This window comes from Methylophaga sp. UBA3613 (assembly GCF_002375415.1).
Lineage (GTDB): Bacteria > Pseudomonadota > Gammaproteobacteria > Nitrosococcales > Methylophagaceae > Methylophaga.
The window spans coordinates 171910-197975 of the sequence record NZ_DFLS01000004.1 but is presented as its reverse complement, the minus strand read 5'-3'; the positions used below and the strand labels follow the sequence as shown (position 1 = coordinate 197975).

The window sequence follows — 26066 nt, the reverse complement described above, 5'->3', positions numbered from 1 at the left end:
CATGGCAACATTTCATTAACTGGGACGGATGGAGCATGCTGGAACTATTTAAAGCAGGTGGCTGGCTGATGTTACCGCTACTTGGCTGTTCGATAATTGCCATTGCAATTATTGCAGAGCGGTTTTGGAGTCTACAACAACGTCGTATTGCACCACCTGAATTAATCACTCAGATCTGGCAGTGGTTACAATTCAAACAAATTGATCAATATCGCATTAACTCACTGCAAAAAAACTCTCCGCTTGGTCAAATTCTCGCTGCAGGTCTTATCAATCGCAACAGTTCTCGAGAAATTACCAAAGAAAGTATTGAGGATACGGGTCGCCATGTAACTCAGCTACTGGAACGCAACCTGAATACCTTAGGCACTATTGCCGCGATCTCCCCCCTAATCGGTTTGTTGGGTACCGTTATTGGCATGATTAAAGTTTTTGCCGTCATTACGCTGGAAGGTGTCGGAAACCCGGAAACACTGGCCGGCGGTATTTCTGAGGCATTACTGACCACTGCAGCCGGTTTGGTCGTGGCCATTCCCAGTGTGATTTTCTATCGTTATTTCCGTGGGAAAATCAATCAACTGGTGGTCAGTATGGAAGAACAAGCCATGCAGTTAATTGAAATGTTACATGGCGAACGTGAGTTTGACCCTGATGAGGCACGTTCGCAATGAAATTGTTGCCACGGAATTCTGAAGAGCCCGACGTCAATCTGACGCCGATGATTGATGTGGTGTTTCTGCTACTACTGTTTTTTATGGTCTCTACCAGCTTTATTCGGGAAAGTTCTTTAAAAGTGGATTTACCTGAAGCCAGCGGTCAGGCACTGACGGAAGAGGAAACACCGATTGACATTATTATCCGGGCAAATGGAGAAGTGTTGGTTAATGAAACACCAATAGCCGTTGCCACCCGCGATGCCTTAAGGGATTTACTGAAAACCACTGCAGGCGATAATGCTGATCCACATATCATTATCAGCGCTGATGCCAATGCCGAATATCAACATATCGTTACGGCGATGGATGCCGCGCAATTACTTGGTTTTACCCGTTTGACACTGGCAACACGCCAAAAAACTGCTGAGACTCCATGAAACAAATAGCCAATGAAATGAGCGCTGTCCAACTGTATAAGCGCCTGCTGACTTATGTAAAACCCTATTGGCTGGTGTTTGGCGCCGTTATTTTGTCCATGCTGGTTTATGCCGGCAGTGAAACCGCGATGGCTGCTTTGATGAAACCGTTAATGGACGGCAGTTTTGTCGAAAAAGATCCGTTTATTATTAAATGGATCCCCATTGCGTTAATCGCTATTTTTCTGATTCGTGGTGTCGCCAACTTTCTAACCACCTATGGTTTAGGCTGGATCGCCCGTAATGTGATCATGACCTTGCGATCCGAAATGTTTGATCGCTTGCTGACATTACCTGCCAGCTTTTACGATAAAAGCACTTCCGGGCAGCTGATGTCCAAACTACTGTATGACGTTGAGCAGGTAGCTGATGCTGCGACGGACGCCATTCTGGTATTAGTTCGGGACACCTTGACGATTGTTGGCCTGCTTGCCTGGATGATTTATCTGAATGGCTTGCTTTCGTTAATTATTTTACTGACGGTGCCGTTTATTGGCCTGCTGGTCTACAAAATCAGTTCACGTTTCAGACGCATCAGTAAGACCATTCAGGATTCAATGGGCGATGTCAGCCATACCTCCAGTGAAGTGATTGAAGGCCACCGTGAGGTGAAAACGTTTGGAAGCCAACAATATGAAGCCAAACGTTTTGATAAGGTCAATCAGCTGAACCGTCGTCAACGAATGAAAAAGATCGCTACCGAAGCGACCAGCCAGCCCATTATCGAATTAATTGCCGTGCTTGGACTGGCTGTGGTGATTTATCTGGCCACCCTGCCGCAAATGCTTGAGCAGATCACCGTGGGCACCTTTATTTCCTTTATCACGGCGATGTTTATGATCCTGACACCGCTAAAACGCCTCACCAAACTCAATTCCAAACTTCAGGCCGGTATCGCAGCCGCCGATAGTGTATTTACAATGCTGGACCAACAACCGGAAGCAGACACCGGTACAAAGCAACTGGAACGTGCCAGAGGCGATATTCGCTTTCAACAGGTGGGCTTTCAATACAATCCAAACTCACGAAAGGTTCTGGACAATATCAGCTTTGAGGTAAAAGCCGGTCAAACCATTGCGTTTGTAGGACATTCCGGAAGTGGAAAAACTACATTGGTTAGTCTGTTACCTCGATTTTATTCACCTACAGAAGGTCAGATATTCATTGATGAAACGGATATCAGCGATCTCAAGTTGCTGGATTTACGTCAACAGATTTCCCTGGTTAATCAGCAGGTTATTCTGTTTAACGATACGATTGCCAATAATATTACCTATGGTCAAAAAGAAGTTGTGGCTAAAGAACGTATTATTGCGGCAGCCAAAGCAGCTCATGCCTGGGAATTCATTCAGAAACTACCGGAAGGCTTGCAGACTGAAGTCGGCCAGAATGGTGTCTTATTGTCTGGTGGACAGCGACAACGACTGGCTATTGCCCGGGCGTTATTACGTGACACGCCCATTCTGATTCTTGATGAAGCCACCGCCTCACTGGACTCGGAAGCCGAACGACATATTCAGTCAGCATTGGAAAATCTGATGCAAAGCCGAACCACATTGGTTATAGCGCATCGACTATCCACTATCGAAAAAGCCGATCTTATTGTGGTGATGCATGATGGGCGCATTGTTGAAACCGGTACTCATCAACAATTGATCAGTAAAGGCGATCATTACGCAGAACTTCATCGACTGCAGTTTCAACAACAATAATGAAGACGGATTGGCTAACTAATAACTGGTATCGCCCCTCGTTAGTCTCACTGCTGTTACGTCCAGTCAGCTGGTTATATCGACTCATTATCAGTCTAAGACGTCAGTCATACCGAAAAGGCCTGTTCGAACAACTATCACTTCCAGTGCCCGTCATTGTAGTGGGCAATATCAGTGTTGGTGGCAGTGGTAAAACCCCTTTTGTGATCTGGCTGGCGCAATACTTACAGAATCAGGGCTGGCAACCAGGCATTATCAGTCGTGGTTATGGCGGCAAGGCAGATCATTATCCATGCAGTGTTCAGCTGAACAGTTCGGCTGCCGAAGTCGGTGATGAGCCCTTGTTAATTCATCAGCGCACTCACTGTCCAGTGGTGGTGGCTCCGGATCGGGTAGCCGCGGGGCAACAACTGTTAGCGGAAAATTCCTGTAATGTGATTATCACCGACGATGGACTGCAGCATTACCGGCTAGAGCGTGATATGGAAATCGTTATTATTGATGCCAAACGAGGTCTGGGCAATCAATTATGTTTACCTGCTGGACCATTGCGTGAACCATTATCCCGGCTTGAAACCGTTGATTTTATTATTTTTCATGGTGAGTCCGATTCTCAGCGACTCACCATGCAACTGCAACTCCAGCAGGCAACCCAGTTAAAGAATAATAACCGCCACATATCATTAACTGAATTTGCTGAAACCCCTGTTTATGCCGTCGCCGGAATCGGTCATCCGCAACGTTTTTTTGACCAGTTGCAACAACTCGGTTTAACCATCATTCCCCATGCATTTGCTGATCATCATGCCTATACTGAAGCAGATTTCCAGTTTGCAGAGGCCTATCCCATACTGATGACTGAAAAAGATGCGGTAAAATGTCAGGGCTTTGCCACAGAAAACATGTGGTATGTGCCAGCGGAAGCTAAACTCAGCCCATCACTTGGTCCAGCAATCGACAAAAAATTAAGAGAGCTTTAAATGGATAAAACCTTATTGGAAATACTCGCCTGCCCCGTCTGTAAGAGCAGTGTTTTATATCAGAAACAATCTCAGGAACTGGTGTGTAAAGCCTGCCGTGTGGCGTATCCCATTCGTGATGAAATTCCGGTAATGTTAATTGATGAAGCACGCGAACTGACGGCTGAAGAAACCTACTGATGCAATTTAAAATCATTATTCCGGCCCGCTTTGCTTCAAGCCGGCTGCCAGGTAAGCCTTTACGTCAAATCGTCGGAAAACCGATGATTCAGCATGTCTATGAAAGAGCCCTGGAAAGTGAAGCCAGTGAAGTCATTATCGCAACAGATGATCAGCGTATTGCCGAAGCGGCAAAAAGTTTTGGTGCAGATGTCTGCATGACAAGGGATGATCATATTTCCGGCACCGATCGTTTGGCAGAAGTGGCTCAGTTAAGAGCTTTTCATGGTGATGATTTAGTAGTGAATGTACAGGGAGATGAGCCCTGTTTGCCGGCCTTGTTGATTAATCAGGTCGCCGCGGATCTGGCCCACCATCGTGAAGCAGCCATTACTACGCTTTACAGCCCGCTTGAAGACGCTGAACAGGTATTTGATCCTAATATCGTTAAAGTGGTGGTGGATGCTAAAGGTTATGCGATGTATTTTAGCCGCGCTCCTATTCCATGGTTACGCGAGCAATTTAATAACAAACAGCCCCTCGACAACGTCACTATGCCGCATTTAAAGCATGTTGGCATGTACGCCTATCGAGCAGATTTTTTGCATCGTTATCATGAATTACCACCTGCACCACCAGAACAATTTGAATCACTGGAACAGCTTCGAGCGCTTTACCATGGCAATCGGATACATTTGACAGAAGCCCAGGTTGATCCGGGACACGGGGTAGATACAGAGCAGGATTTACTGGCCGTAGAGGCCTTGCTCTCTCAGTAATTGATCCAGACCGGCTGAGACTAATTCAGCATGTAACTCACCTTCACCGTCAAAAACCGGTAAAACATGGGTCACAGGAACCGGACGATGCCCTTCTCCGTATTGTGTTGGCTGGATATTACTGTCCTGATTGAGCTCCTGTAATACCAGCTCACAGCCATCCAGCAACTCAATAATTTCACAGCGTTGATGATGGTATACGACTTGCTGACCAATAAGGTTCAGCAAGTCGTCACAGCTAAATTTATGATTCCTTGGCATCTGCTTTAGGACTCTCTTCAGTTGGTTTTGGTTTTTCAACTGGTTTTGGTTTTTCAACCTTCTGAGTCTCATTATCAGCCGAAGCAGGATTTTTTTCTACTTCTTTTGTTTCACGGTTTTCTTTATCTTTTGCAGGTGCTCCGCGGCGGCGACGGTTATTAGTCGATGCTCCGGTGCTGGTACGCGAACGACGTGGTGCAGATTTAGCCGGAATTTTGTTGCCGTCTACTTCTGGCTCCGTCGATACTGGAATAGCATTGCCATTGATTTCCGGTTCTGGTTCAGGGATAGCATTACCATTCACTTCTGGTGGAGGTGTCGGAATGGCATTGCCCTTTTCCGGACGTTCCACTTTTTCAGAAGTTTCAGAGTTCTCAGTCGCTACTGTTCCCGCCGCTGCGGCATCGCCTTCACCACGTCCGCGACGACGACGTCCGCCCCGACGTGAACGTTTGGCATTGGGATTACGCGCTTTTTCATCTCCCGCAGCCTCAGCTGCAGGTTTCTCATCTGCGGTGGCAACTTTTGTGGATGCTTCCGCTGGTTTGATATTTTTCTCCTCTTCACCGGCAGCATTTTCAGGCCGACGGGGACGATTATTATTACGTCGGTTGGTATTATTTCGTCCTCGACTACGACGATTTTGATTACGGGTTTCTTTTTCCACATCAGTCTCTTTAACAACAGAAGCGGGGTTATTCACTTCTGGTTCTTCTACCGGAGCACCGGTTAAAACACCTAACAGTCGTTTTAACAGACTTGGCTTACGTTCAGCCGCTGCTGCAGGTTTAATAATCGGTGCAGGAGCAATAGGGGCAATACCGGTAACAGCAGGCTGTTCCATAACCGGTTTTTCTTTTAACACTACGGTTGCTTCAATTTCAGGCGTCGTAATCAGCTGATGGCTGCTGGTCTGTTTTTCATTGCCATCTTTAATACGTTCGATATCGTAATGTGGTGTTTCCAGATGCGGATTGGGAATCAATACCAAACGCACGCCATGACGTTTTTCAATCGTATCAATCTGGGCACGTTTTTCATTCAGCATGAAAGTTGCCACAGAAACCGGTAATTGAATTACCAGCTGGCTGACGCTGTCTTTTGTCGCTTCTTCTTCAACCAGTCTTAATACGGCTAAACCTAAAGATTCTACGCCACGAACATGGCCTAAACCGGCACAACGAGGACAGACTTCCTGATGTGCATCTCCCAAAGCAGGCCGTAAACGCTGACGTGACATTTCCAGTAAACCAAACCGTGAAATTCGGCCAATCTGAACGCGAGCACGATCTGATTTTAGATGGTCACGCAGACGATTTTCCACCTCACGTTGATTACGGGTAGGTCCCATATCAATAAAGTCGATAACCACCAGTCCACCCAAATCACGCAAGCGTAATTGACGGGCAATTTCCTCAGCTGCTTCCAGATTGGTATTCAGTGCCGTTTCCTCGATATCGCCGCCCTTATTGGCACGCGCCGAGTTGACGTCAATTGAAATCAACGCTTCAGTGGGATCGATTACCAGAGCGCCACCGGAAGGCAGTCGCACTTCATGACGGAAAGCGCTTTCAATCTGGCTTTCCAGCTGGTAACGGGTAAACAACGGAACTTTGTCCTGGTAGAGCTTGAATTTGCTCAATTCATGCGGCATGACCATGCGCATGAAGTCATAACCAGTTTGATAAACTTCTGGTGAATCCACCAGAATCTCACCAATGTCTTTACGCAAATAGTCACGTAACGCACGAATGATGATGTTACTTTCCTGATACACCAGAAATGGCGCATTACGGTCTTTGGTGGCAACATCAATAGCTGTCCAAAGCTGGACAAGGTATTCAAGATCCCACTGCAGTTCTTCGGTTTGTTTACCGACGCCGGCAGTGCGAACAATCATGCCCATGCCATCAGGAACTTCCAGATCGCGCAAGGCTTCTTGCAGTTCCGCACGTTCATCGCCTTCAATCCGGCGTGAAATTCCACCGGCACGTGGGCTATTAGGCATTAAAACCAGATAACGGCCGGCCAGGCTGATAAATGTGGTGAGGGCTGCGCCTTTGTTACCACGTTCTTCTTTTTCAATCTGAATGACCAGTTCCTGGCCAACTGAAAGCACATCCTGCACATTGATTCGGCCGTTGTTTTCGCCGTCATCCTTGTTTTGTCGGAAATAACTTTTACTGATTTCTTTAAGTGGCAGAAAGCCTTGACGTTCAGAACCGTATTCAACAAAAACCGCTTCGAGACTCGGTTCTACACGAGTGATTTTACCTTTGTAAATATTACCTTTTTTCTGTTCTCTGGAAGGAGTATCGATATCTAGATCGAACAAGCGCTGGCCATCGACCATCGCAACACGCAACTCTTCTTCGTGTGTTGCGTTAATTAAAATTCGTTTCATTCATAAACCTCAGTTAGAGGTTCACGCGTCAGTTACAGTCAGTAAGCCGGGCGGCATCAGCCTGCCCAGGACATCCAGAACGGCGTTTTATCAGCAATATAATCAACTAGTTGGGCACTGCCAGTATCGAATCAACAGATCACTGGTCCATTTATACAATGTCATCACATTGTGGCTGCAATAGGGTTCTGCAACGCTACATAACGTCGTGTGACTCTCTTTAGTCACAGTACGTTTGATTATTTACTTCGTCGCCCTGTCTTGTACATTTTTTGCTATTTGTTTTGCTGTAGCCAGACGTGGGAACCATCTTATTCTTAAAAACAAGCTCCTTATGCGGAGCCCTGCATCACTGAACCCCTGTTCAGCGTATTCAAATTCGTTTCGTGTCCTTAGCCGCATCAACCCCATTTCTAGGGGGAGCGACGTTTGCTTAGGTCTCATCGCCAGAAAGCCGGTATACTGACCTCATTTTACGTACAGACCAACGGCAAAATATATCAGTACGCAACCACATCAGCAAGAAATAACCTTACAATATTTTATGGCGAATTCTCCACCAGCACCACCAAGCGTTCAATTTATCGATATTCGGGCCGATCAGGCAGGCCAACGTATTGATAATTTTTTGATTACATTGGAAAAAGGCGTTCCGAAAAGCCGGATTTATCGTGCCTTGCGCAAAGGCGAGGTTCGGGTTAATAAAGGTCGCATTAAACAGACCTATCGACTACAAGCTGGTGATCAGGTAAGGGTTCCTCCGCTCAGGGTCAGTGAGAAAGTTGTTATTACCGAGTTATCCGACTCACTTACCGATGCACTTGAAAGCGCAATTCTCATGGAAGATGATGACATACTGGTGATAAATAAACCTGCAGGTCTGGCGGTTCATGCAGGTAGTCAGATCCAATTGGGCGTCATTGAAGCCATGCGCATTATACGTCCTGAAAATCGCTTTGTTGAATTGGTACACCGCCTGGATCGTGACACCTCAGGTTGTCTGGTGCTGGCAAAAAGCCGTACCGCGCTATTAAATCTGCAGCAGCAAATGAAAGACTCTGAAACCGATAAGCGTTATCTTACCTTAACCAGAGGCAAGTGGCCTGCACAGGAAAACATTGTTGATTTGGCATTACAAAAAAATTCGCTGAGTTCTGGCGAGCGCATGGTGGTGCCGGATATTAATGGTAAAAAATCCAAAACCTTATTTGAGGTAAAACAGGAGTTTTCTGGCTGCCAGCTGGTTGCTGCAAAACTCTACACCGGACGTACACATCAGATCCGTGTGCATAGCGCCAGCCAGTCACATCCGGTAGCTGGTGATGAAAAGTACGGCGATCGTGAATTTAACAAACGTCTCAGACAATTTGGTTTAAAACGCATGTTTCTGCATGCTTGGCAGCTTTCGCTCAAACACCCGATAACGGATGAACCATTAACCTTTAACGCAGAACTGCCCGATACGCTAAAAGACGTTTTAAAACAATTGGAAAAGCAGTGATGAGTCAGTATCAAATGATCGTTTTTGACTGGGATGGCACCCTGATGGATTCCACCAGCCATATCGTTTTCTGTATGCGCGAAGCCATTCATAAACTGCAACTCTCGCCATTAACTGATAATGCAATCAGTCAGATTATTGGTTTGGGTTTACCAGAAGCCGTCCGCACCCTATATCCACACAGCACCGATGCAGATATTCAGCGGCTGGCAATGGCTTATCGAGAAATCTGGCTGGATCATCCACATGAGTCGCCGATGTTTGATAATGCTGTCGAGTTATTGCACAAACTGGCAAATCAGAATATTTTCCTCGGTGTGGCAACCGGTAAAGGACGACGCGGTCTGGACAAAGTCCTCGCTGCCACGGGTTTAGCAGATTTATTTACCGCAACGCGTTGTGCTGATGAATGTCATTCCAAACCGCATCCGCAAATGCTTGAAGAATTAATAAGCTTCTGTGGCGTTGAAGCAGATGCCACTATGATGATTGGTGATACCGAGTTTGATTTGCTGATGGCCCATAATGCCAAAGCAAAAAGTGTTGCGGTAACACACGGGGCACATGCTCTGGAAAGGTTGCAGGCCTGCGAGCCACTGCATATTGTTGATGACTTATTTGCGTTGGATGACTGGTTGCATGGCAACAACGTGCGCTTTTGATTATGATGTGACCCACTAACTTTATAGTTCAGGATGAAACCTAATGGCAACTTTTGGCGACTTTCCACCAGAACACAAACAAGATCCACAGAACACTTCACCGCAAAATGACCAGTGGGAACGCAAAATTCTGCAGGATCTTGCATTCGCTGCCATCAAAGAGCAGCGCGCAACACGCCGCTGGGGATACCTGTTCAAATTTCTGGTATTACTGTATTTCGTCGCTATCTTCCTGATGACTAGGCCTTTTGGCGAGAGTGATCTGCCATCAGGCCCACATACGGCATTAGTTGATGTGAGTGGTGTTATTGCACCGGATATGGAAGCCAGTGCCGATCGGGTTGTCACCGGTATCCGTGAAGCTTTCGAAAGTCCACAGGCCAAAGCATTAATCCTCCGCATGAATACTCCTGGCGGCAGCCCGGTTCAGTCGGGAATCATCAACGATGAAATCACCCGTTTGCGGGCAACACGCCCTGATTTCCCTGTTTATGCTGTCATTCAGGATGTCTGCGCTTCAGGCGGATATTATATCGCCGTGGCCGCCAATGAAATTTATGCCGATAAAGCCAGTATTGTTGGTTCAATTGGCGTTCGTATGGATAGCTTTGGTTTCACCGAAGCAATGGATAAAGTAGGCGTGGAACGACGTTCATTAACAGCCGGTGAAAATAAAGCTTTCCTCGATCCGTTTATGCCACTTAAGGAAAGAGATGTTGAGCATGCCCATGAAATGCTCAACAATATCCACCAGCAGTTTATTGATGTCGTCAAAACTGGCCGAGGGGATCGTTTAAAAGATAATGCTGAAATTTTCTCCGGATTGTTCTGGTCGGGTGAGCAGGCGCTTGAATTAGGTTTGATTGATGGACTGGCCAATAGCAGTACCGTTGCCAGAGACATTGTCGGCGCCGAAGAACTTGTCGATTACACACCCCGCCCAAGCTATCTGGATCGCTTTGCCGGCAGCCTCGGTGTGAAAATCAGTGAAATTCTGCTGAGTAGTCAATATTGGAATCTTCGTTAATGGAAACTAACCATCTCAATGAATCAGAGACCAAGGCCTTAGCCGAGCGCGAAGAATTATTCCGCTATGCAGACCTGAATCATCCTTTAATAGCCATGCTGTTTGCCGAGGCATCAATAGACAAGCTGACTCCTGATGAAACGGATAAAGCATGGCTCTGACACCTCAATCATTAGTTAACAAATCGCTGGAACTGGTTTCACCGCCCAGTACCTATGCCCGGCTTGATGAGTTGATCCACGATCCTGACAGCGCCATTGATGACATCAGTAAAGTCATTAACACCGATCCGGCATTGACGACACGATTATTGAAGATCGTTAACAGCCCTTTCTATGGCTTTCCATCGCAGATAAATACCATTTCCCGTGCGATTACTGTTATTGGTACCCGTGAACTGACCAATCTGGTTCTGGCAACATCGGTGGTTAATGCCTTTACCGGCATCCCCAAAACACTGATAGAGATGAACACTTTCTGGCGACACAGTCTGGCCTGTGCCATCTGTGCCAAATTACTCGCTGAAGCAGCAGGCCATAAGCAAAGTGAGCAATATCTGATTGCCGGTTTGTTACATAACATCGGCAGTTTGGTCCTGTATCAATCAGTACCTGAACTGTCTGGCGAAGCAATAAAAAGCGCCAGATTCGGGCATGAAGTCATTTACCTGGCTGAACAGCGGGTGCTCGGTTTTGACCACACAGAGGCCGGAGAAGCGTTAATTCAGGCATGGCGGTTACCGGAATCGCTTGGTTTTGTTGCCAGACATCATCACACTCCGGTTGCTTCAGGCTATGCGCCAGAAGTCTGCATTGTCCACGTCGCTGATGTTATGGTCAGTTCAGTTCCATTCGGACACAGCGGTGATCAGCATGTTCCTCCGCTGGACCCTGTGGCCTGGGAAAGATTGGGTTTACAACCGGAAATAATTCCAGCATTGCTACGTAAAGTGGCCATCCAATTAGATCATCTGGCAGCAAACTTATTATAAAAATCTAATTTAAACGAATAGCAAACTAGCAAGAGGCAAACATGAGAACAGTATTACTTGGCGCACCGGGTTCCGGTAAAGGTACTCAGGGCGTATTTTTATCCAAAAAATTCAATATCCCACAAATTTCAACTGGGGATTTACTTCGTGCCGCGGTCACTGCCGGCTCTGACTTGGGTAAAAAGGCTAAATCTGCGATGGATGCCGGCGCACTGGTTTCTGATGAAATCGTGATTGGACTTATCCGTGAACGTTTGACACATGATGATGCCAAGAATGGTTATATTCTGGATGGTTTTCCACGTAATATTGCTCAGGCCGAAGCACTGGATCAGATGCTGGATGATCTGGGACAACCATTACAGGGAGTGGTGTTACTGGATGTACCCTTTAATGAATTGATGCAACGCTTAACCGGTCGCCGTACCTGTAAGGACTGTGGCGCCATTTTTAATGTACATTTGTCTCCACCCAAGCAGGAAGGTATCTGTGATAATTGTGGTGGAGAATTATTTCAACGGCAGGACGATAACGAAGCCACTATCGAAAATCGCCTGAAAGTCTATGAAGAACAAACGGCGCCATTAGTCGGCTTCTATCAGCAACAGAATAAACTTCACACGATAAAAGGTACCGGCGATATTGATGCCATTACTGATGCAGTCGGTGCCATTTTCGACGACATCTGATTTGTTTTACTGATGGCACGCATTCTGGCCACCGGCATTGCGACGCTGGATATTATTAATGAAGTTGCCAGCTATCCGGAAGAAGATGCAGAAGTTCGGGCTTTATCACAGCGCATTCGCCGTGGTGGTAATGCCAGCAATACCCTTTGCGTGTTAAGTCAGCTGGGCCATCAAAGTTATTTGGCTGCTACACTGATTAATGAGGCCGATGGTCAGGTTATCGAAGCCGATCTAAATCGCTATCACATCAATACACAGTTTTGCCCTCGATTGAATGAGGGCAAAATGCCAACATCCTATATCACGTTAAACCGGCAAACTGGCAGTCGTACGATTGTGCATCACCGAGATTGTCCCGAATTGAGTTTTGCCGCATTCCAGCACATCGATTTATCACAAATTGACTGGTTACATTTTGAAGCCCGTAATATTTCTGAATTACAGAAAATACTGAAATATTGTCGGCAAAAGGCACCAAATGTGCCTATATCATTGGAAATAGAGAAACCTCGCGAAGATATTGAGAGCTTATTTGATTGGGCTGACTGGCTCTTTTTCTCCAGCCAATATGCCGAGGCGAGAGGTTTTCAATCTGCAGAGGATATGCTGGCTTCGCTGCCAGTGACCTATCAGGCAACGCTTACCTGGGGTGCAGAAGGTGCTTATGGCTGGCACAATGGAAAAGTTATGTATATTCCAGCAACCAAGATCGATCACGTTGTTGATACCTTGGGTGCCGGTGATACCTTTAATGCCGGAATGATCCACAGCCTGGTAGCGGAAAATTCGCTACAGGATAGTCTGCAATTTGCCAGTGAACTCGCTGCTCGAAAATGCCAACAATATGGTTTTGAAAATCTCGTTTAATTATGATGAAAAAATTTGTTTGCCATACCAAAGACCTGAAAGACCATCAAAGCTATGGATTTCAGATCCCGTTAGCAGCAGAAAATGAGCTCGATATTGTCGTGCTACGTCAGGGCAAACATATCCGCGCCTATCTCAATCATTGTCCACATCTGGGCATCCCCTTGAACTGGCAGCCAGACAAATTTCTCTCGCTGGAAGAAACACATATTCAATGCTCAACACATGGCGCGTTGTTTACGCTGGAAGAAGGTTATTGTATTTCCGGTCCATGTCGCGGGCAAAGTCTGACTCCGCTCAATATTGAAATCACTGAGCAAGGGGAGGTTTACCTCATCTCTCAAGGCTGATAGGGTTTTAATTACTTCAGCTGAAAGGAATTGCGATGGATTCTTTGCTCGATAAATGGTCCGAGGCCGCCCTCACCAGCTTGGGATTTTTCTGGATGGCTCTTTGGGCATTTGTGCTGGGTTATCTTATCAGCAGTATTATCCAGGTCATGGTCTCCCGTAGTGAAATGCGCAAATTAATGGGTGATGATAGTCTGAAATCTATGACGCTGGGCAGTGCATTTGGCTTTATCTCCAGCTCATGTAGCTTTGCTGCACTTGCAACCAGCCGTGCTTTGTTTCAAAAAGGCGCCAATTTCGCCCCCTCTATAGCATTTCTGCTTGCTTCCACCAATCTTGTTATCGAGCTGGGTTTTGTTATCGCCCTGTTTTTGGGCTGGCAGTTTGTGGTCGGAGAATATATTGGTGGAATTATTCTGATCCTTTTAGCCTGGCTATTCATAAAGCTGACTAATCCGGCCGAATTAATCAAAAAAGCGCGGCAAAAAAAATCAAATAGTGATCATGACCATGAAAACGACGGTCATGCGTGGTCACGTATTCTGGATAAAGAAATCTGGTCCGCTATTAGTCAGAAATATGCCATGGAATGGCAGATGGTATGGAAAGACGTACTGATTGGCTTTACTGTCGCCGGCATTATTTCCGCTTTTGTGCCAACGGCTTTTTTTGAGTGGCTGTTTATCGGTGCCGGTACCAGCGACCCGGGTTTCTGGGCCTTATTGCAACAGGCGATGGTTGGACCCGTTGCCGCATTTTTTACATTTATCGGCTCAATGGGCAATATTCCTTTGGCAGCAGTTCTGTTTGGTGAAGGGGTCGCTTTTGCTGGCGTGATGGCCTTCATCTTCTCTGATTTAATTGTGTTGCCAGTGCTGCGTATTAATGCCCAATATTATGGCTGGAAAATGGCTCTGTACATTATGCTTATGCTATTTACCTGCCTAATAGCCACTTCCTTGCTGATGCATTATGGGCTGCAGTTATTTAACTCGTTGCCGGATCAGAGCCAGTGGTCATCCCCAGCTGATCGCGATCATTTTCAGCTTAATTATCAGTTCTGGCTCAATGTCATATCCATAGTGGCTTCAGTATGGATGTTATTGAAATGGAAACGCCAAAATGAGAATAGCAAACATCACCATCACGGTGGAGGTAGTAGCCAACCGATTATCAATAGTCTTTGTGTAATTGCTGTTATTTGGCTGGTGTTGGGCGTGGTTCTGAGTTTGTTTTGAGAAGAACAGTCTTCTGCCTGACGCATTTGAACCAAGAGTATTTATAATCCAGCAGGAATTGCTTGTTCGTTTCCCTCCCAACTTTTCTCTGTTGTGATTATTTCATTTGCTGTTAGTGCTAGTTATTTAACATACCTGCTACTAAGCTTAATTACAGAAGTTTGTTCCGTAGGTTTCGATCAAGCCAATGTTAGGCGAAAAGATGACAACTATATTGCATTTTAATGAAGCATAGCTTGTGGGAAGCACTGCAAAAAATTGTTCTACAGATTATTTATTACTGACCTCACAACAATAGAACTCTGATCGCTTCCCGCAACTGCCCTATCAAATCCTGCTTCCCTTTCAAATTTAACTGTCTGCAAACAGTGGCTATTGGCTGCTGCTGTAATACAAAAATTAAACAGATAGATTGCAGTAATGTTGAAATTGATAGGAACCGCTGCTGTTCTACGCAATTCAACACAAATTTTCTGATGGCTATCTGGCAAGCATCATAATGCCGTTTTTGAAAGGCAAAAGCAGTGATTTCCTCTTCATCAGCAGCCGTTATTGGCAACTCCGCTTCCGGTAACAGCTGCATCAACAATGGGATCAAACCGGCTTCCAGTTGAGATAGCTGGCTATTGAGCAAATCTGGCCACTGTTGACTCAATCGTTGCTGGGTTAGCTCAACCAGTTGCTGACCAGCCAAACTGATGGGTTTTGCCAGAATGACTGCATGACGACCACTGATATGATCACTATGAGCGCCCACTCGCATTAATCGATAATCGCTGTTTTGCCAGAAGCGCACCAATGCTTCACTGGCAGCAAAGCTGCAACCTAATATATCGGTGTTTTCTGGTAAATGAGTTACCAAAGCATTTACTAAATACTGTCCTATGCCACGACTTTGCAGGGCAGGATGTACAGCAATCCGCACGATTCTCTGATAATGATATTCACCGGCAATACTAATGCCTGAATGGGCTAACAATGTCTGCGGCAATAGATGACCATTTAGACGTCGTTCACCAGCAAATACTGCTGCGGCCAATCGCGGATTAATCGGTCCTTCAGCTACTAACCATGCACTAGCAACCAGCTGCTGCTGATTAAAGACACCAACTAACCACATATCATCACGATCCAACAGCATTTGCAGATCAGATGGCCGAGTTCGGTAATGCGCCGTTACCATCAGACCAAAGCATTGTCTTAACAACGCTTCGTCCTTTAATAACTCTACTGCAGTCAGTTTTTTAACCTGAAGCTTTTCTATCCCCAGATCCACAATCAATTGTTCAGCGACAGGTTCGGCATCCAGCAAACAGAGTTCAAAGCTGAATTGTTCCAATACATCGCCTAAATTCCAGCGAACCGGTTGCGTTAATTCAATCTGTCGCCAATCTGGTGTTTGCTGATCAAGGACTTGCTGGAACTGCAATTTAAAACCATGGCCACTGCCCTCGTAACCATGTAAAGTCGTCGCAAAAATAATCCTCGGATAGCGTTGCAACATCAGCTTGAGCATGGGTAAGGTCAATGCAGCGGCTTCATCAACCAGCAATACATCAGCTTCCAGCTCATTCTCCAGCAGAGCATCAGGTGCCACAAACTGAATCTCGCAACCATCGCTGAATAACTGCCCGTGACCAAGCTGGGCGTTTTTTAATTCGCTGGCAGCATGTTTAAATAAAGTTTCCACACTGGCATAGCTGGGGGCTGTGACTAAAATCTTTTGTTTCCCCTGGCGAATCAACTCCGCTGCCGCGATCCCCAGCAAGGCTGTTTTGCCACGACCTCTATCAGATGTAATCAATAAGGGTCGGCGCCGATGACCAAAAGCTGTTTTGTGGATAAGACTTAATGCATTTTGCTGATCAGGCGTCAGTTGAAACGCTTTATCCGGGTTTTGTTCAGGACGAAAATCACCTGGCAGGATTCTACCCGGTAGCCATTGATGAAACTCTACAAAGTCAGCTTGATAACGCTCAATAACCTGCTCAAACCGTTGATACCAGTTGGAAGAAGGACTTTTTTCAGGCAGCAGCATTAGCAATATACCACCTGCGCGGATAGTGCCAATAATGGCTGCAAAGCTGTCGGCGTTAAATTCCTGAGTCGCGTCAAAAACCACTACATCAAATTCTTGCCCGAGAAATTGGCGTGCCTGTTTTTGAATTTTTTTATCCGCTGAGGCCTGTGAAGCGTCAGTGAGCCAGATATGAGAATCGGGCTGCCAGAATGCCAGCAAGGCTTCAGCAGTTTGATGAGCAAGCTCAACCGCTTCTTTAATCAGCAAACATCGCCTGGGCGGTTTATTCAACTTCATAGACGCTGGACAGAATTAATAATGCGGTGGTGGCGGTTCATTCGCCTGTTGGATCAACTGATCTGCCTGAAGTGCTTCCACCTGACCCAGCAATTTTTCCATTCGACGTTCCAGTCGATCTATCTGCTGTTGCTGATCGGTGACCACCTGGTTGAGTTGTTCAATCACACCATCCTGAAACGCCATGCGGGTTTGTAAATCTACGATGTCTTCATGCATAGCTAAACTTCCCCTTTCTTATAGTTAATGGGTTTAAACACAGTTTTAAGAATGGGCTTGTTTTTTATCCGTCATCAATCATCACCATCATAGGATAATGCCGGTGCCAACCAACGTTCAGCATAATCAAGCGTCCAGTTTTTGCGTTTTGCATAATCCTTAACCTGATCTTCACTAATTTTACCCAGACCAAAATAACGTGATTCAGGATGCGCAAAATAGAAACCGCTGACCGCCGCTGTTGGCAACATGGCAAAACTTTCGGTTAACGTCATGCCAATGCGTTTTTCTACATCCAGCAAATCCCATAACAGACCTTTTTCGGTATGATCTGGACATGCTGGATATCCCGGTGCCGGACGAATACCCTGATATTTTTCGTCAATCAGATCTTCATTGGCTAATTGTTCATCTTTTTTATAGCCCCAGAATTCCTTGCGAACCCGTTCATGCATACGCTCAGCAAAGGCTTCTGCTAGCCGGTCGGCCAGCGCTTTGACCATAATGCTATGGTAGTCATCATGATCAGCTTCAAAACGTTCAATATGCTCATCTATGCCAATTCCGGCAGTTACAGCAAAGGCGCCGATATAATCTTCCACCCCACTGTCTTTGGGGGCCAGAAAGTCTGCTAATGCAGCATTAGGCCGACCTGGTGGTTTCTCGGCTTGCTGTCGCAATGAATGCAATTTCATTAATACCTGCTGACGACTGTCATCAGTATAAATTTCGATATCGTCATCGCCGACACTATTGGCTGGAAACAAACCAATCACCGCGCGTGCTGTTAGCCATTTTTCATCAACAATCTGTTTGAGCATTTTTTTCGCATCTTCAAACAAATGCGTGGCATGCTCACCGACGATTTCATCGGTTAAAATACGGGGATATCTGCCAGCTAATTCCCATGACTGGAAAAATGGTGTCCAGTCGATGCGATCCACCAATTCTTGTAGTGGGTAGTCATCAAACACCTGAATTCCGGTCTGAGCAGGTTTTACCGCTTGATATGCCGGCCAGTCGATTTTGGTTTTATTGGCCCGGGCTTGTTTCAGTGTCAGCAAACGTCGGGTAGATTTACGGCCTTTATGCTGATCGCGTTTAGTTTGATAATCGGTTTTGATTTTGTCGACAAAATCTTCACGGGTGATTTTACTGACCAGATTCTGTGCCACGCCAACGGCTCGTGATGCGTCTTTTACGTAAATCACCGGACCATGATAATTTGGATCAATTTTGACAGCGGTATGAATCAGCGAAGTCGTTGCACCACCGATCATTAACGGAATATCAAACCCCAAACGCTCCATTTCCTTGGCCATATGCGCCATTTCTTCCAGCGAAGGCGTAATTAAACCTGACAAACCGATAATATCGACATTTTCCTTGCGTGCGGTTTCCAGAATTGTCGCTGCAGGCACCATCACGCCAAGATCAATGATCTCGAAGTTGTTACATTGCAATACCACGCCGACAATATTCTTGCCGATATCGTGAACATCGCCTTTTACCGTGGCCATCAGGATCTTACCGTTACTGCTACTGACCGTGCTGTCGTCTTTTTCCAGTTCGATGAACGGCATCAGATAGGCCACGGCTTTTTTCATTACCCGGGCGGACTTAACCACCTGTGGTAAAAACATTTTGCCTTCACCGAATAAATCGCCGACCACATTCATGCCGTCCATTAACGGTCCTTCGATGACCTCTAGTGGTTTGGCATATTCATGACGAGCCAGCTCGGTATCTTCTTCGACAAAGTCCGCGATACCTTTGACTAATGCATATTCCAGCCGTTTAACCACCGGTAGACTGCGCCATTCCAAATCTTCTTTTTTCTCAACGCTGCCATCGCCTTTGTATTTATCAGCAATTTCCAGCAAGCGATCAGTGGCATCGTTACGGCGGTTTAAGATAACGTCTTCAACCCGCTCACGTAACTCTTCGGGTAAATCATCATAGATCGCCAGCTGTCCGGCGTTGACGATACCCATGTCCATTCCGGCTTTGATGGTGTGATAGAGAAACACCGCATGAATCGCTTCACGTACTGGATTATTACCACGGAATGAAAATGATACGTTGGATACGCCGCCACTGATCATCGCATGTGGCAGGCTTTGCTTGATATCACGGGTGGCTTCAATAAAGTCGACGGCATAATTGTTATGCTCATCAATGCCGGTCGCCACGGCAAAAATATTCGGATCAAAGATGATATCTTCGGCCGGAAAATGCACTTTTTCAGTGAGAATCTCATAACTGCGGGTACAGATTTCGCGTTTCCGTTCACGGGTATCGGCCTGCCCATCTTCATCAAACGCCATGACGATAACGGCTGCGCCATAACGGCGTACCAGCTTGGCCTGTTCGATGAATTTTTCCTCACCTTCCTTGAGACTGATCGAGTTGACGATGCCCTTGCCCTGAATACATTTGAGACCGGCTTCAATGATTTCCCATTTGGAGGAGTCAATCATAATCGGAACGCGGCTGATATCCGGTTCGGCAGCAACCAGATTGAGGAAAGTCACCATCGCATCCTGCGAATCGAGCATGCCTTCATCCATATTGATATCGATGATTTGTGCGCCGTTTTCAACCTGCTGTCTGGCAACCTCTAAAGCTGTATCGTAATCACCTTCCTTGATCAGTTTGGCAAACCGCAATGAACCGGTCACATTGGTCCGCTCACCAATATTCACAAACAGACTGTCCGGTGTGATCGTCAGGGGTTCCAGGCCGCTCAAGCGGCAATAATGCTTGTTTTCAATCCGCTGGCGTGGTTTAACACCTTCGACGGCTTCGGCAATGGCTTTGATATGTGCCGGCGTCGTACCACAGCAACCACCGATAATATTCAGGAAACCGGCTTCGGCCCATTCCTTGATATGAATCGCCATGGCTTCCGGTGATTCATCATATTCACCAAACTCATTTGGTAAACCGGCATTGGGATGGGCACTGACATAACTGGTGGAAATATTCGACAGCTCTTCAACATACTGACGTAATTGCTCTGCACCTAAAGCACAGTTCAAACCAATGGATAACGGTTGTACATGTGACAGTGAATTCCAGAACGCTTCAGCCGTTTGGCCAGAAAGTGTGCGGCCACTGGCATCGGTAATGGTGCCGGAAATCATCACCGGCAAATGCACATCATGCTGTTCAAAATACTGCTCGATGGCGAATACTGCGGCTTTGGCATTCAAGGTATCAAAGACGGTTTCAACCAACAGCAGATCACTGCCACCATCAATCAGACCACGAATGGCCTCCAGATAGGCTTCCACCAGCTGATCAAAATTGACGTTACGAAAACCAGGATTGTTTACATCTGGTGAAATACTGGCGGTACGATTGGTGGGGCCTAATACGCCGGTGACAAACCGCGGTTTGTCAGGATTACTGGCGGTAAATTCATCGGCCACTTCACGGGCCAGTTGTGCCGAGACTTTATTCAGCTCATAAACCAGATCTTCCATCTGGTAGTCGGCCATCGCGATCGACGTACCATTAAAGGTATTGGTTTCAACTATATCGGCACCGGCTTCAAAATAGGCCCGATGAATATCGCGAATGATCTGCGGCTGAGTCAGCGACAGTAAATCGTTGTTACCTTTGACATCACAAGGATGATTGGCAAAACGTTCACCGCGAAAATCTGCTTCACTCAATTTGTAACTTTGCAGCATGGTGCCCATGCCGCCATCAAGGATTAGGATCTTTTGTTCAAGCAGACTGCGGATTTGATGAGAAGCTGTGGTCAAAACGGTTTTCCTGTCAGGCTGTTAGAGGTATAGAAAAAACGCTTGATTATAACAGATACTCGTATCGCTTCAGGCATGTTAGCGCTTCTGTTTTGAGCTCAGTCGAAAATATATCTTTAATGGATTTAAACTGACAAAAAGAATATGGGAGGAGAAATGTTTCTCCTCCCAGTTTTGATTTCAGCAGGATTGAAGCGTCTCAGGCGTGAGAGAGCTGATATATCCAGCGGGAAATAGTCTCAAGCTGTCGGCTGTCTTCTTCGAGGGCCTGATTAAACTCATTCGCCAGGTCCTGTAACCCCATGTTGGTAAACAAACCGTGCAGTGTATGCCATTCTGCATTGTCATTAGTAGCAAAGATCAATACCGATTCCAGGCATTGCAGCACGGATGTCGTTTTCTTGGTGAAGACTTTGGGTATTTGCAGGCTGGACTGTAAATTGGAATCCGCATCGGGAATCCATTCATCAGAGTCAAATCCTAATGTCTCGATGGCCGTCTTCAGTAACCGACTATGTTCTACTTCTTCATCACGGAATTGTCTTAACAGGTCAACGGAAACTACAGTTTTTCTGCCATTTCGCATTGCCAGACATTTGAATATCAGCGCTTCATATAATCTGACGCTGGCGCGTTCAAATGCAAGTCGCTGACCTAGTTTATGCAGCAACAATTCAGTGTTGTGTTGATGCACTTTCTTGATGTCACCAACGGCTCCATCAGGAACGGATTTACTTAAAACTTCAAAATCCATCTCATCCATATCAAGTTCAGGATGAAGCATGATTTTAGCTCTGTTTTTTTCAGAAGAAGAGCTCGTGTTTGTCTTTTCATCATCCGTGAGTGTTTTTGAAAACCGGGTATGGTGTCTCGGTATGGGCTGATTATCTAACTTTCTAGCGTGTGGCATGGCAGCATCCTTTTATCTGTTTGACCCTGTAGAAGCTTTGTTTATATTAGCGATGTTATCCAAACTGGCTCTTTAACACCGCAAGCTCAACCAAGTTGAGCAGTTAAGTTCGATTCTCGTCATTTAGTGTTTCACCCTCATTTCAACGTTATGGCGTCGGGCTATCATCCGGATAGGCTGAATCCGGCACATCTGGCGCAATACCCTGTGGAGACTGGTTTTCGGGAAGAGTCGGATCGTTACTTTTCGGGTTTATGCGCGAAGGTGGTGGCGGTGGTTCAGGTGTGATAACCGATCTTGAAGGAGGAGTTGTCGGCAATGGTTCAGTTTCAGGAGGATTGACCGTTGTGTTTTGTTGATTCTGTTTTATCTGACTATCAACTCGATTATCGATGGGTAGTCCAACCTGATTTTCCTGTTTCTGGTTAATGGTTGAACGGTGGTCCTGAGGTTGATTTAAATCCTCTGCCATTACTGAAGTAACGGTTAAGAAAGCCGAAACGGTTGCTGAAAGAAATAATTTTTTATACATTTCTTTAGTCCTTCATTAAGCTATCTTTTAAAAAGACAGTTCTATATAAGTAAATGTTGCATGCCTGGTGTGATATTTTTCGTATGTTTTAATCAAGCTCTTGTATCGCCGATTCAATCCAGACCCGATGATGACGAACATCTCCCAGGGCCTGCTTCAGCATTAATTGGATATAACCAGGATATATTTCATCATTAGCATTTTTATAAAGCTTGTTGGTCAGCCCCTCATTAAGCAGCATGGCTTTCAAAACAGATTTATCCCCACCAATACCCGCGATGATCACGGGTCCCTTTGTGAGGAATTGTTTGTAATCTCCTCCATCTAGTGGAGTTCCACCTTCCTCGATAATCGCGTCACATAAGTCCATCAAGTGGCGCTCGTGTTCGCCAAGAAACTCCGTCATTTTTGCCCGATAGTCGAGATTTTCCAGCCGTTCGATTGCAACTTCGTAAGTCTCAATAGCATTAAATTCCAATGCAACCAAATCATTAAGCTTGCTGATGATATCTTCAGTCTCCATGACATCACTCTCATTAATTACTTCCATCGTGTGCCTTTAAATTTTTTATTGAATATTAATTGCTTATTCATTTTTTAAACCTGACCCTCCATTTACTACAGCCACTCACGCAGCCATTTTCGGTACTCATCTTTAACGCGGGTCGTAACACTGACCATTTCGATTTCCGGATTCATGATGTCTTGGATATTCTTGATTCTCTCCCAAACATCTCACTCTGTTCGTTACTTAGCGTACATATACTGCAATGCATCATGTACTGGCCTTAGCCAAAAGCTAATCAACACTATCGCAATCTGTATGCCAGAGATCTTTTTTCACCGTGAAACAAGGATGCACAATGTCTGGCCCGGAATTCTGTTTAAATTAAATCAGCAAAATAAAGGGTTACCTGTATAAAAAATTCCTATCACCAGTAATTTTTACCCGGGCATTGTTCCTGTAAATACATCTAATTACGCATTAGCAGCTCATCATCACTGATTGTTTTCTCGTTGAATCGTGATCGGAATAGCTTTTGCAATTGAGTTATTCATTAAGTGTTTTTCAATTAATGATTTAGGAGGATTTCAGCCATGACGCAAAACACCTTCACTGATCCAAGAAATTGTTACCCTCGTCCCGAATTTGAAACGCAGTCACAGAAATTGCCCGGTCAGGAAAGCAAAATGAACCCGGTGCCGGATCATGGTGAAACCAGCTATCAGGGACATGATCGATTAGCCGGGAAAGTGGCTTTGATTACCGGTGGTGACAGTGGCATTGGGAGGGCGGTGGCCTTGGCCTATGCTCGTGAGGGAGCAAATATTGTATTTACCTATCTCAGCGAAGAAGTGGATGCACATGAGACTGAACGCCTGGTACGGGAAGCTGGTCGAGAAGTTATTTCAATAAAAATGGATCAGTCAAATAATCGACCGGCCTGTGATAGAGCCGTGGAAGTATGTATCGAAGAATTTGGCCGACTGGATATTCTGGTCAATAACGCCGCTTTTCAGCAAACCTATGAATCGATACAGGATATTCCCGATGAGGAAATCAGTTATGCATTTCAAACCAATATTGAAGCCTTTTTCCATTTTTCACGAGCAGCGTTAAACCATATTCCACCAGGTGGATCCATTATTAACACCACCTCTATTCAGGCATTTGAACCCAGCAGCAATCTTGCTCCTTATGCCGCAACTAAAGCAGCTATTGCCAACTTCACCCTGTCATTAGCTTCTGAAGCCATCAACCAGGGCGTCAGAGTAAACGGGGTAGCACCGGGCCCGGTCTGGACTCCGTTAATCCCCACCACCATGCCTGATGAAAAAGTGAAAAACTTCGGTGCCAATACCTTATTTGGCCGCCCGGCCCAGCCGGCTGAACTGGCACCGGTTTATGTCTTTCTGGCCTCAGCAGATGCCAGCTATGTGACTGGTGAAATTTATGGCGTCACCGGTGGCCGTATCCAAATGTGAAACCCCGGGTTGCCATAAAATCCAGGTCAGACCTTGAACGAACCTAACTGAAGTTTAAGGCTGTTAGCAGCTTCGTCCAGCTGATTCCCTACCTGATTCAGCTGGCGAGCGCCCTCGGTTGTATGTTCGACCAGTTGCGAAATTTTTGTCAGATTTTTACTGACATCCTCACATACCGCACTTTGTTCTTCGGTCGCTGAAGCAATCTGAAACGTCATTTCGGTGACTTCCATGATAGCTTTCTGAATATCCTGCAATGCAGATTCTGCTGCACGAGCCAGATCAACAGTTTCAGTCACTTGTTGCCCACTTTGCTGCATTTTGGCGGCTGCCTGTCGACTGCCTTTTTGCAATACATTGAGCTTTTCCTGAATATCAACAGTGGCTACCTGAGTCCTACTTGCCAGGGCTCTTACTTCATCTGCTACTACAGCAAAACCACGACCTTTCTCCCCGGCCCGCGCTGCTTCAATTGCTGCATTAAGTGCCAACAAATTGGTCTGTTCAGCAATTCCCTGGATCACTGACAAAATGCTGACAATCGCCTCACTGTTTTTTTCCAGCTCCAACATCGCTGATTGAGATTCCTGCACACTATTACTGACCTGGTGAATTGACTCTGAGGTACGTTGCACCAGTCCAGCACCAGACTGTGATGACTCATTGGCATTACTGACAAATTGTGATGTGCGATCGGCATTTCCGGCAATCTGCTGGGCTGAAGCAGCCATTTCTGTTACCGCAGAAACCATTTCTTCAAGCAACTGCTGCTGCTGATCCATCTGTGTTCGCGTTTGCTCGCTGATTTGACGACCTTCAGCAGACAACTTGCTGACATTGTCGCCAAGCGGAATTAATTGCTGAATCAGCCTGCGAAGCTTGCCAATAAAGGTGTTCAGAAAACCGGATAATTTACCCGTCTCATCCTGGCGTTTGATATCAAGCTGCTGCGTCAGATCGCCCTCGCCCTCAGCGATAGAAGCTACCAGTGTAGTCATTTCTGACAATGGCTTGATACTGCTACGCGCCACCAGCCAGACCACACCGACACCAATAATGGCTAAAAGCAAACCCAGCAGACTGGTGGTGGTCACAAAGGTGGTTTGAGCACGATGAAGAAATTGCTCCTGTTTGGCTACGGCTGCCAGTACCTCGGCTTCTGGAACCGCCAGATAGGTTACCCAGCCCTGATCACTTCCTGGCAGGTTGAATGGGCTAAGCACGATAAATTGTTGCTGTTGCTGCAAAATCCGGCTTTGGCCTTCCTCGCTGACACTGCGTAATGCTTCTCTGAGGTCATTATCCAACGCATTGAGATTCTGACCAATCAGCTCAGGTTGCTGACTGTGTCCAACTATGACACCCCGTGGACTGATCAATAAGGTCTGCCCCATTCCCTTATAAAGCTCTGCCGCGACATCCTTGATAACCGATTGCAAAAAAGCAGCAGAGATATCAATACCACTTATGCCAATAAACCGACCATCACGCATTATCGGAGCAACCAGACTGGTCAATAGCACTTGCTCACCGTCAATTGGATAAAGGTAAGGGTCAATGACACAACTGCTTTTCCG

At 46.0% G+C, this 26066-nt stretch carries 25 protein-coding genes; 16 read left to right on the top strand and 9 right to left on the bottom strand.

Annotated elements, in window-relative coordinates; translation table 11 throughout:
- Positions 1-35 precede the first annotated feature (35 nt).
- From B3S93_RS03100 to kdsB, 6 genes are read left to right on the top strand one after another with little or no spacing between them, the layout of a single operon-like run.
- Positions 36-671, top strand: coding sequence for a MotA/TolQ/ExbB proton channel family protein (locus B3S93_RS03100; RefSeq protein ID WP_014708108.1), 636 nt, complete (start codon positions 36-38; stop codon positions 669-671).
- Positions 668-1093, top strand: a complete 426-nt coding sequence (locus tag B3S93_RS03095) for an ExbD/TolR family protein (RefSeq protein WP_292353635.1) — start codon at positions 668-670, stop codon at positions 1091-1093. The genes B3S93_RS03100 and B3S93_RS03095 overlap by 4 nt, the downstream gene beginning before the upstream one ends.
- Positions 1090-2844 (top strand): lipid A export permease/ATP-binding protein MsbA, encoded by a 1755-nt coding sequence (gene msbA / locus B3S93_RS03090; RefSeq protein ID WP_292400144.1) that lies wholly within the window; start codon positions 1090-1092, stop codon positions 2842-2844. The genes B3S93_RS03095 and msbA overlap by 4 nt, the downstream gene beginning before the upstream one ends.
- On the top strand, positions 2844-3824 hold the full coding sequence (gene lpxK, locus B3S93_RS03085; protein WP_292400147.1) for a tetraacyldisaccharide 4'-kinase: 981 nt from the start codon (positions 2844-2846) through the stop codon (positions 3822-3824). Before msbA ends, lpxK begins: the two co-directional genes overlap by 1 nt.
- Entirely contained in the window at positions 3825-4004 is a 180-nt protein-coding gene (locus B3S93_RS03080) for a Trm112 family protein (protein WP_292353632.1), read from the top strand.
- Positions 4004-4762 (top strand): 3-deoxy-manno-octulosonate cytidylyltransferase, encoded by a 759-nt coding sequence (gene kdsB, locus B3S93_RS03075; protein ID WP_292400150.1) that lies wholly within the window; start codon positions 4004-4006, stop codon positions 4760-4762. The genes B3S93_RS03080 and kdsB overlap by 1 nt, the downstream gene beginning before the upstream one ends.
- On the opposite strand, the gene B3S93_RS03070 is transcribed toward kdsB, so the two are convergent.
- Together B3S93_RS03070 and B3S93_RS03065 are read right to left on the bottom strand one after the other, a co-directional pair.
- Complete coding sequence (locus B3S93_RS03070; RefSeq protein ID WP_014708114.1) at positions 4730-4990, bottom strand: hypothetical protein; 261 nt, start codon at positions 4988-4990, stop codon at positions 4730-4732. The two genes, kdsB and B3S93_RS03070, sit on opposite strands and share 33 nt — an antisense overlap.
- Before the next feature lie 16 nt (positions 4991-5006).
- Complete coding sequence (locus B3S93_RS03065) at positions 5007-7427, bottom strand: Rne/Rng family ribonuclease (protein WP_292400153.1); 2421 nt, start codon at positions 7425-7427, stop codon at positions 5007-5009.
- Between the two features lie 544 nt (positions 7428-7971).
- On the opposite strand from B3S93_RS03065, the gene rluC reads away from it, so the two are divergent.
- Genes rluC through B3S93_RS03020 form a run of 9 tightly spaced genes read left to right on the top strand, consistent with a single transcriptional unit; the run spans position 7972 to position 14752 of the window.
- The gene (gene rluC / locus B3S93_RS03060; RefSeq protein WP_292400156.1) at positions 7972-8928 is read left to right on the top strand and encodes a 23S rRNA pseudouridine(955/2504/2580) synthase RluC; all 957 of its coding nucleotides are present in this window, start codon (positions 7972-7974) and stop codon (positions 8926-8928) included.
- Positions 8928-9590, top strand: a complete 663-nt coding sequence (locus tag B3S93_RS03055) for an HAD-IA family hydrolase (RefSeq protein ID WP_292353628.1) — start codon at positions 8928-8930, stop codon at positions 9588-9590. The genes rluC and B3S93_RS03055 overlap by 1 nt, the downstream gene beginning before the upstream one ends.
- Positions 9591-9633: 43 nt before the next feature.
- Positions 9634-10617 (top strand): S49 family peptidase, encoded by a 984-nt coding sequence (locus tag B3S93_RS03050; protein WP_292400159.1) that lies wholly within the window; start codon positions 9634-9636, stop codon positions 10615-10617.
- Entirely contained in the window at positions 10617-10778 is a 162-nt protein-coding gene (locus B3S93_RS03045) for a hypothetical protein (RefSeq protein ID WP_292353626.1), read from the top strand. The genes B3S93_RS03050 and B3S93_RS03045 overlap by 1 nt, the downstream gene beginning before the upstream one ends.
- A complete protein-coding gene (locus B3S93_RS03040; protein WP_292353625.1) occupies positions 10769-11608 on the top strand; it encodes an HDOD domain-containing protein in 840 nt (279 codons plus the stop codon). The genes B3S93_RS03045 and B3S93_RS03040 overlap by 10 nt, the downstream gene beginning before the upstream one ends.
- A 41-nt stretch (positions 11609-11649) precedes the next feature.
- On the top strand, positions 11650-12297 hold the full coding sequence (locus B3S93_RS03035) for an adenylate kinase (RefSeq protein WP_292353624.1): 648 nt from the start codon (positions 11650-11652) through the stop codon (positions 12295-12297).
- 12 nt (positions 12298-12309) lie between these two features.
- Positions 12310-13164: a PfkB family carbohydrate kinase gene (locus tag B3S93_RS03030; RefSeq protein WP_292400163.1), complete on the top strand. Its 855-nt coding sequence runs from the start codon at positions 12310-12312 to the stop codon at positions 13162-13164.
- A gap of 2 nt (positions 13165-13166) precedes the next feature.
- The gene (locus B3S93_RS03025) at positions 13167-13514 is read left to right on the top strand and encodes a Rieske (2Fe-2S) protein (RefSeq protein WP_292400166.1); all 348 of its coding nucleotides are present in this window, start codon (positions 13167-13169) and stop codon (positions 13512-13514) included.
- 35 nt (positions 13515-13549) lie between these two features.
- The gene (locus tag B3S93_RS03020; protein WP_292353621.1) at positions 13550-14752 is read left to right on the top strand and encodes a permease; all 1203 of its coding nucleotides are present in this window, start codon (positions 13550-13552) and stop codon (positions 14750-14752) included.
- Between the two features lie 286 nt (positions 14753-15038).
- On the opposite strand, the gene B3S93_RS03015 is transcribed toward B3S93_RS03020, so the two are convergent.
- From B3S93_RS03015 to B3S93_RS02990, 6 genes are all read right to left on the bottom strand, one after another.
- Entirely contained in the window at positions 15039-17039 is a 2001-nt protein-coding gene (locus tag B3S93_RS03015) for a tRNA(Met) cytidine acetyltransferase TmcA (protein WP_292400168.1), read from the bottom strand.
- A 45-nt stretch (positions 17040-17084) separates the two neighbouring features.
- Positions 17085-17288, bottom strand: coding sequence for a SlyX family protein (locus B3S93_RS03010; protein WP_292353619.1), 204 nt, complete (start codon positions 17286-17288; stop codon positions 17085-17087).
- A gap of 74 nt (positions 17289-17362) precedes the next feature.
- A complete protein-coding gene (gene metH / locus B3S93_RS03005; protein ID WP_292353618.1) occupies positions 17363-21061 on the bottom strand; it encodes a methionine synthase in 3699 nt (1232 codons plus the stop codon).
- Positions 21062-21260: 199 nt separating this feature from the next.
- The gene (locus B3S93_RS03000) at positions 21261-21845 is read right to left on the bottom strand and encodes a hypothetical protein (protein ID WP_292353617.1); all 585 of its coding nucleotides are present in this window, start codon (positions 21843-21845) and stop codon (positions 21261-21263) included.
- A 274-nt stretch (positions 21846-22119) separates the two neighbouring features.
- Positions 22120-22503 (bottom strand): hypothetical protein, encoded by a 384-nt coding sequence (locus B3S93_RS02995; RefSeq protein ID WP_292353616.1) that lies wholly within the window; start codon positions 22501-22503, stop codon positions 22120-22122.
- An 88-nt stretch (positions 22504-22591) separates the two neighbouring features.
- Positions 22592-23053: a ferritin-like domain-containing protein gene (locus tag B3S93_RS02990; protein WP_292353615.1), complete on the bottom strand. Its 462-nt coding sequence runs from the start codon at positions 23051-23053 to the stop codon at positions 22592-22594.
- A 548-nt stretch (positions 23054-23601) separates the two neighbouring features.
- Here B3S93_RS02990 and B3S93_RS02985 point away from each other — a divergent pair.
- Complete coding sequence (locus B3S93_RS02985) at positions 23602-24489, top strand: SDR family oxidoreductase (RefSeq protein ID WP_292353614.1); 888 nt, start codon at positions 23602-23604, stop codon at positions 24487-24489.
- Positions 24490-24515: 26 nt separating this feature from the next.
- Here B3S93_RS02985 and B3S93_RS02980 read toward each other — a convergent pair.
- Positions 24516-26066: methyl-accepting chemotaxis protein (locus tag B3S93_RS02980; RefSeq protein WP_292748398.1), on the bottom strand; the 1551-nt coding region annotated here is incomplete at its 5' end.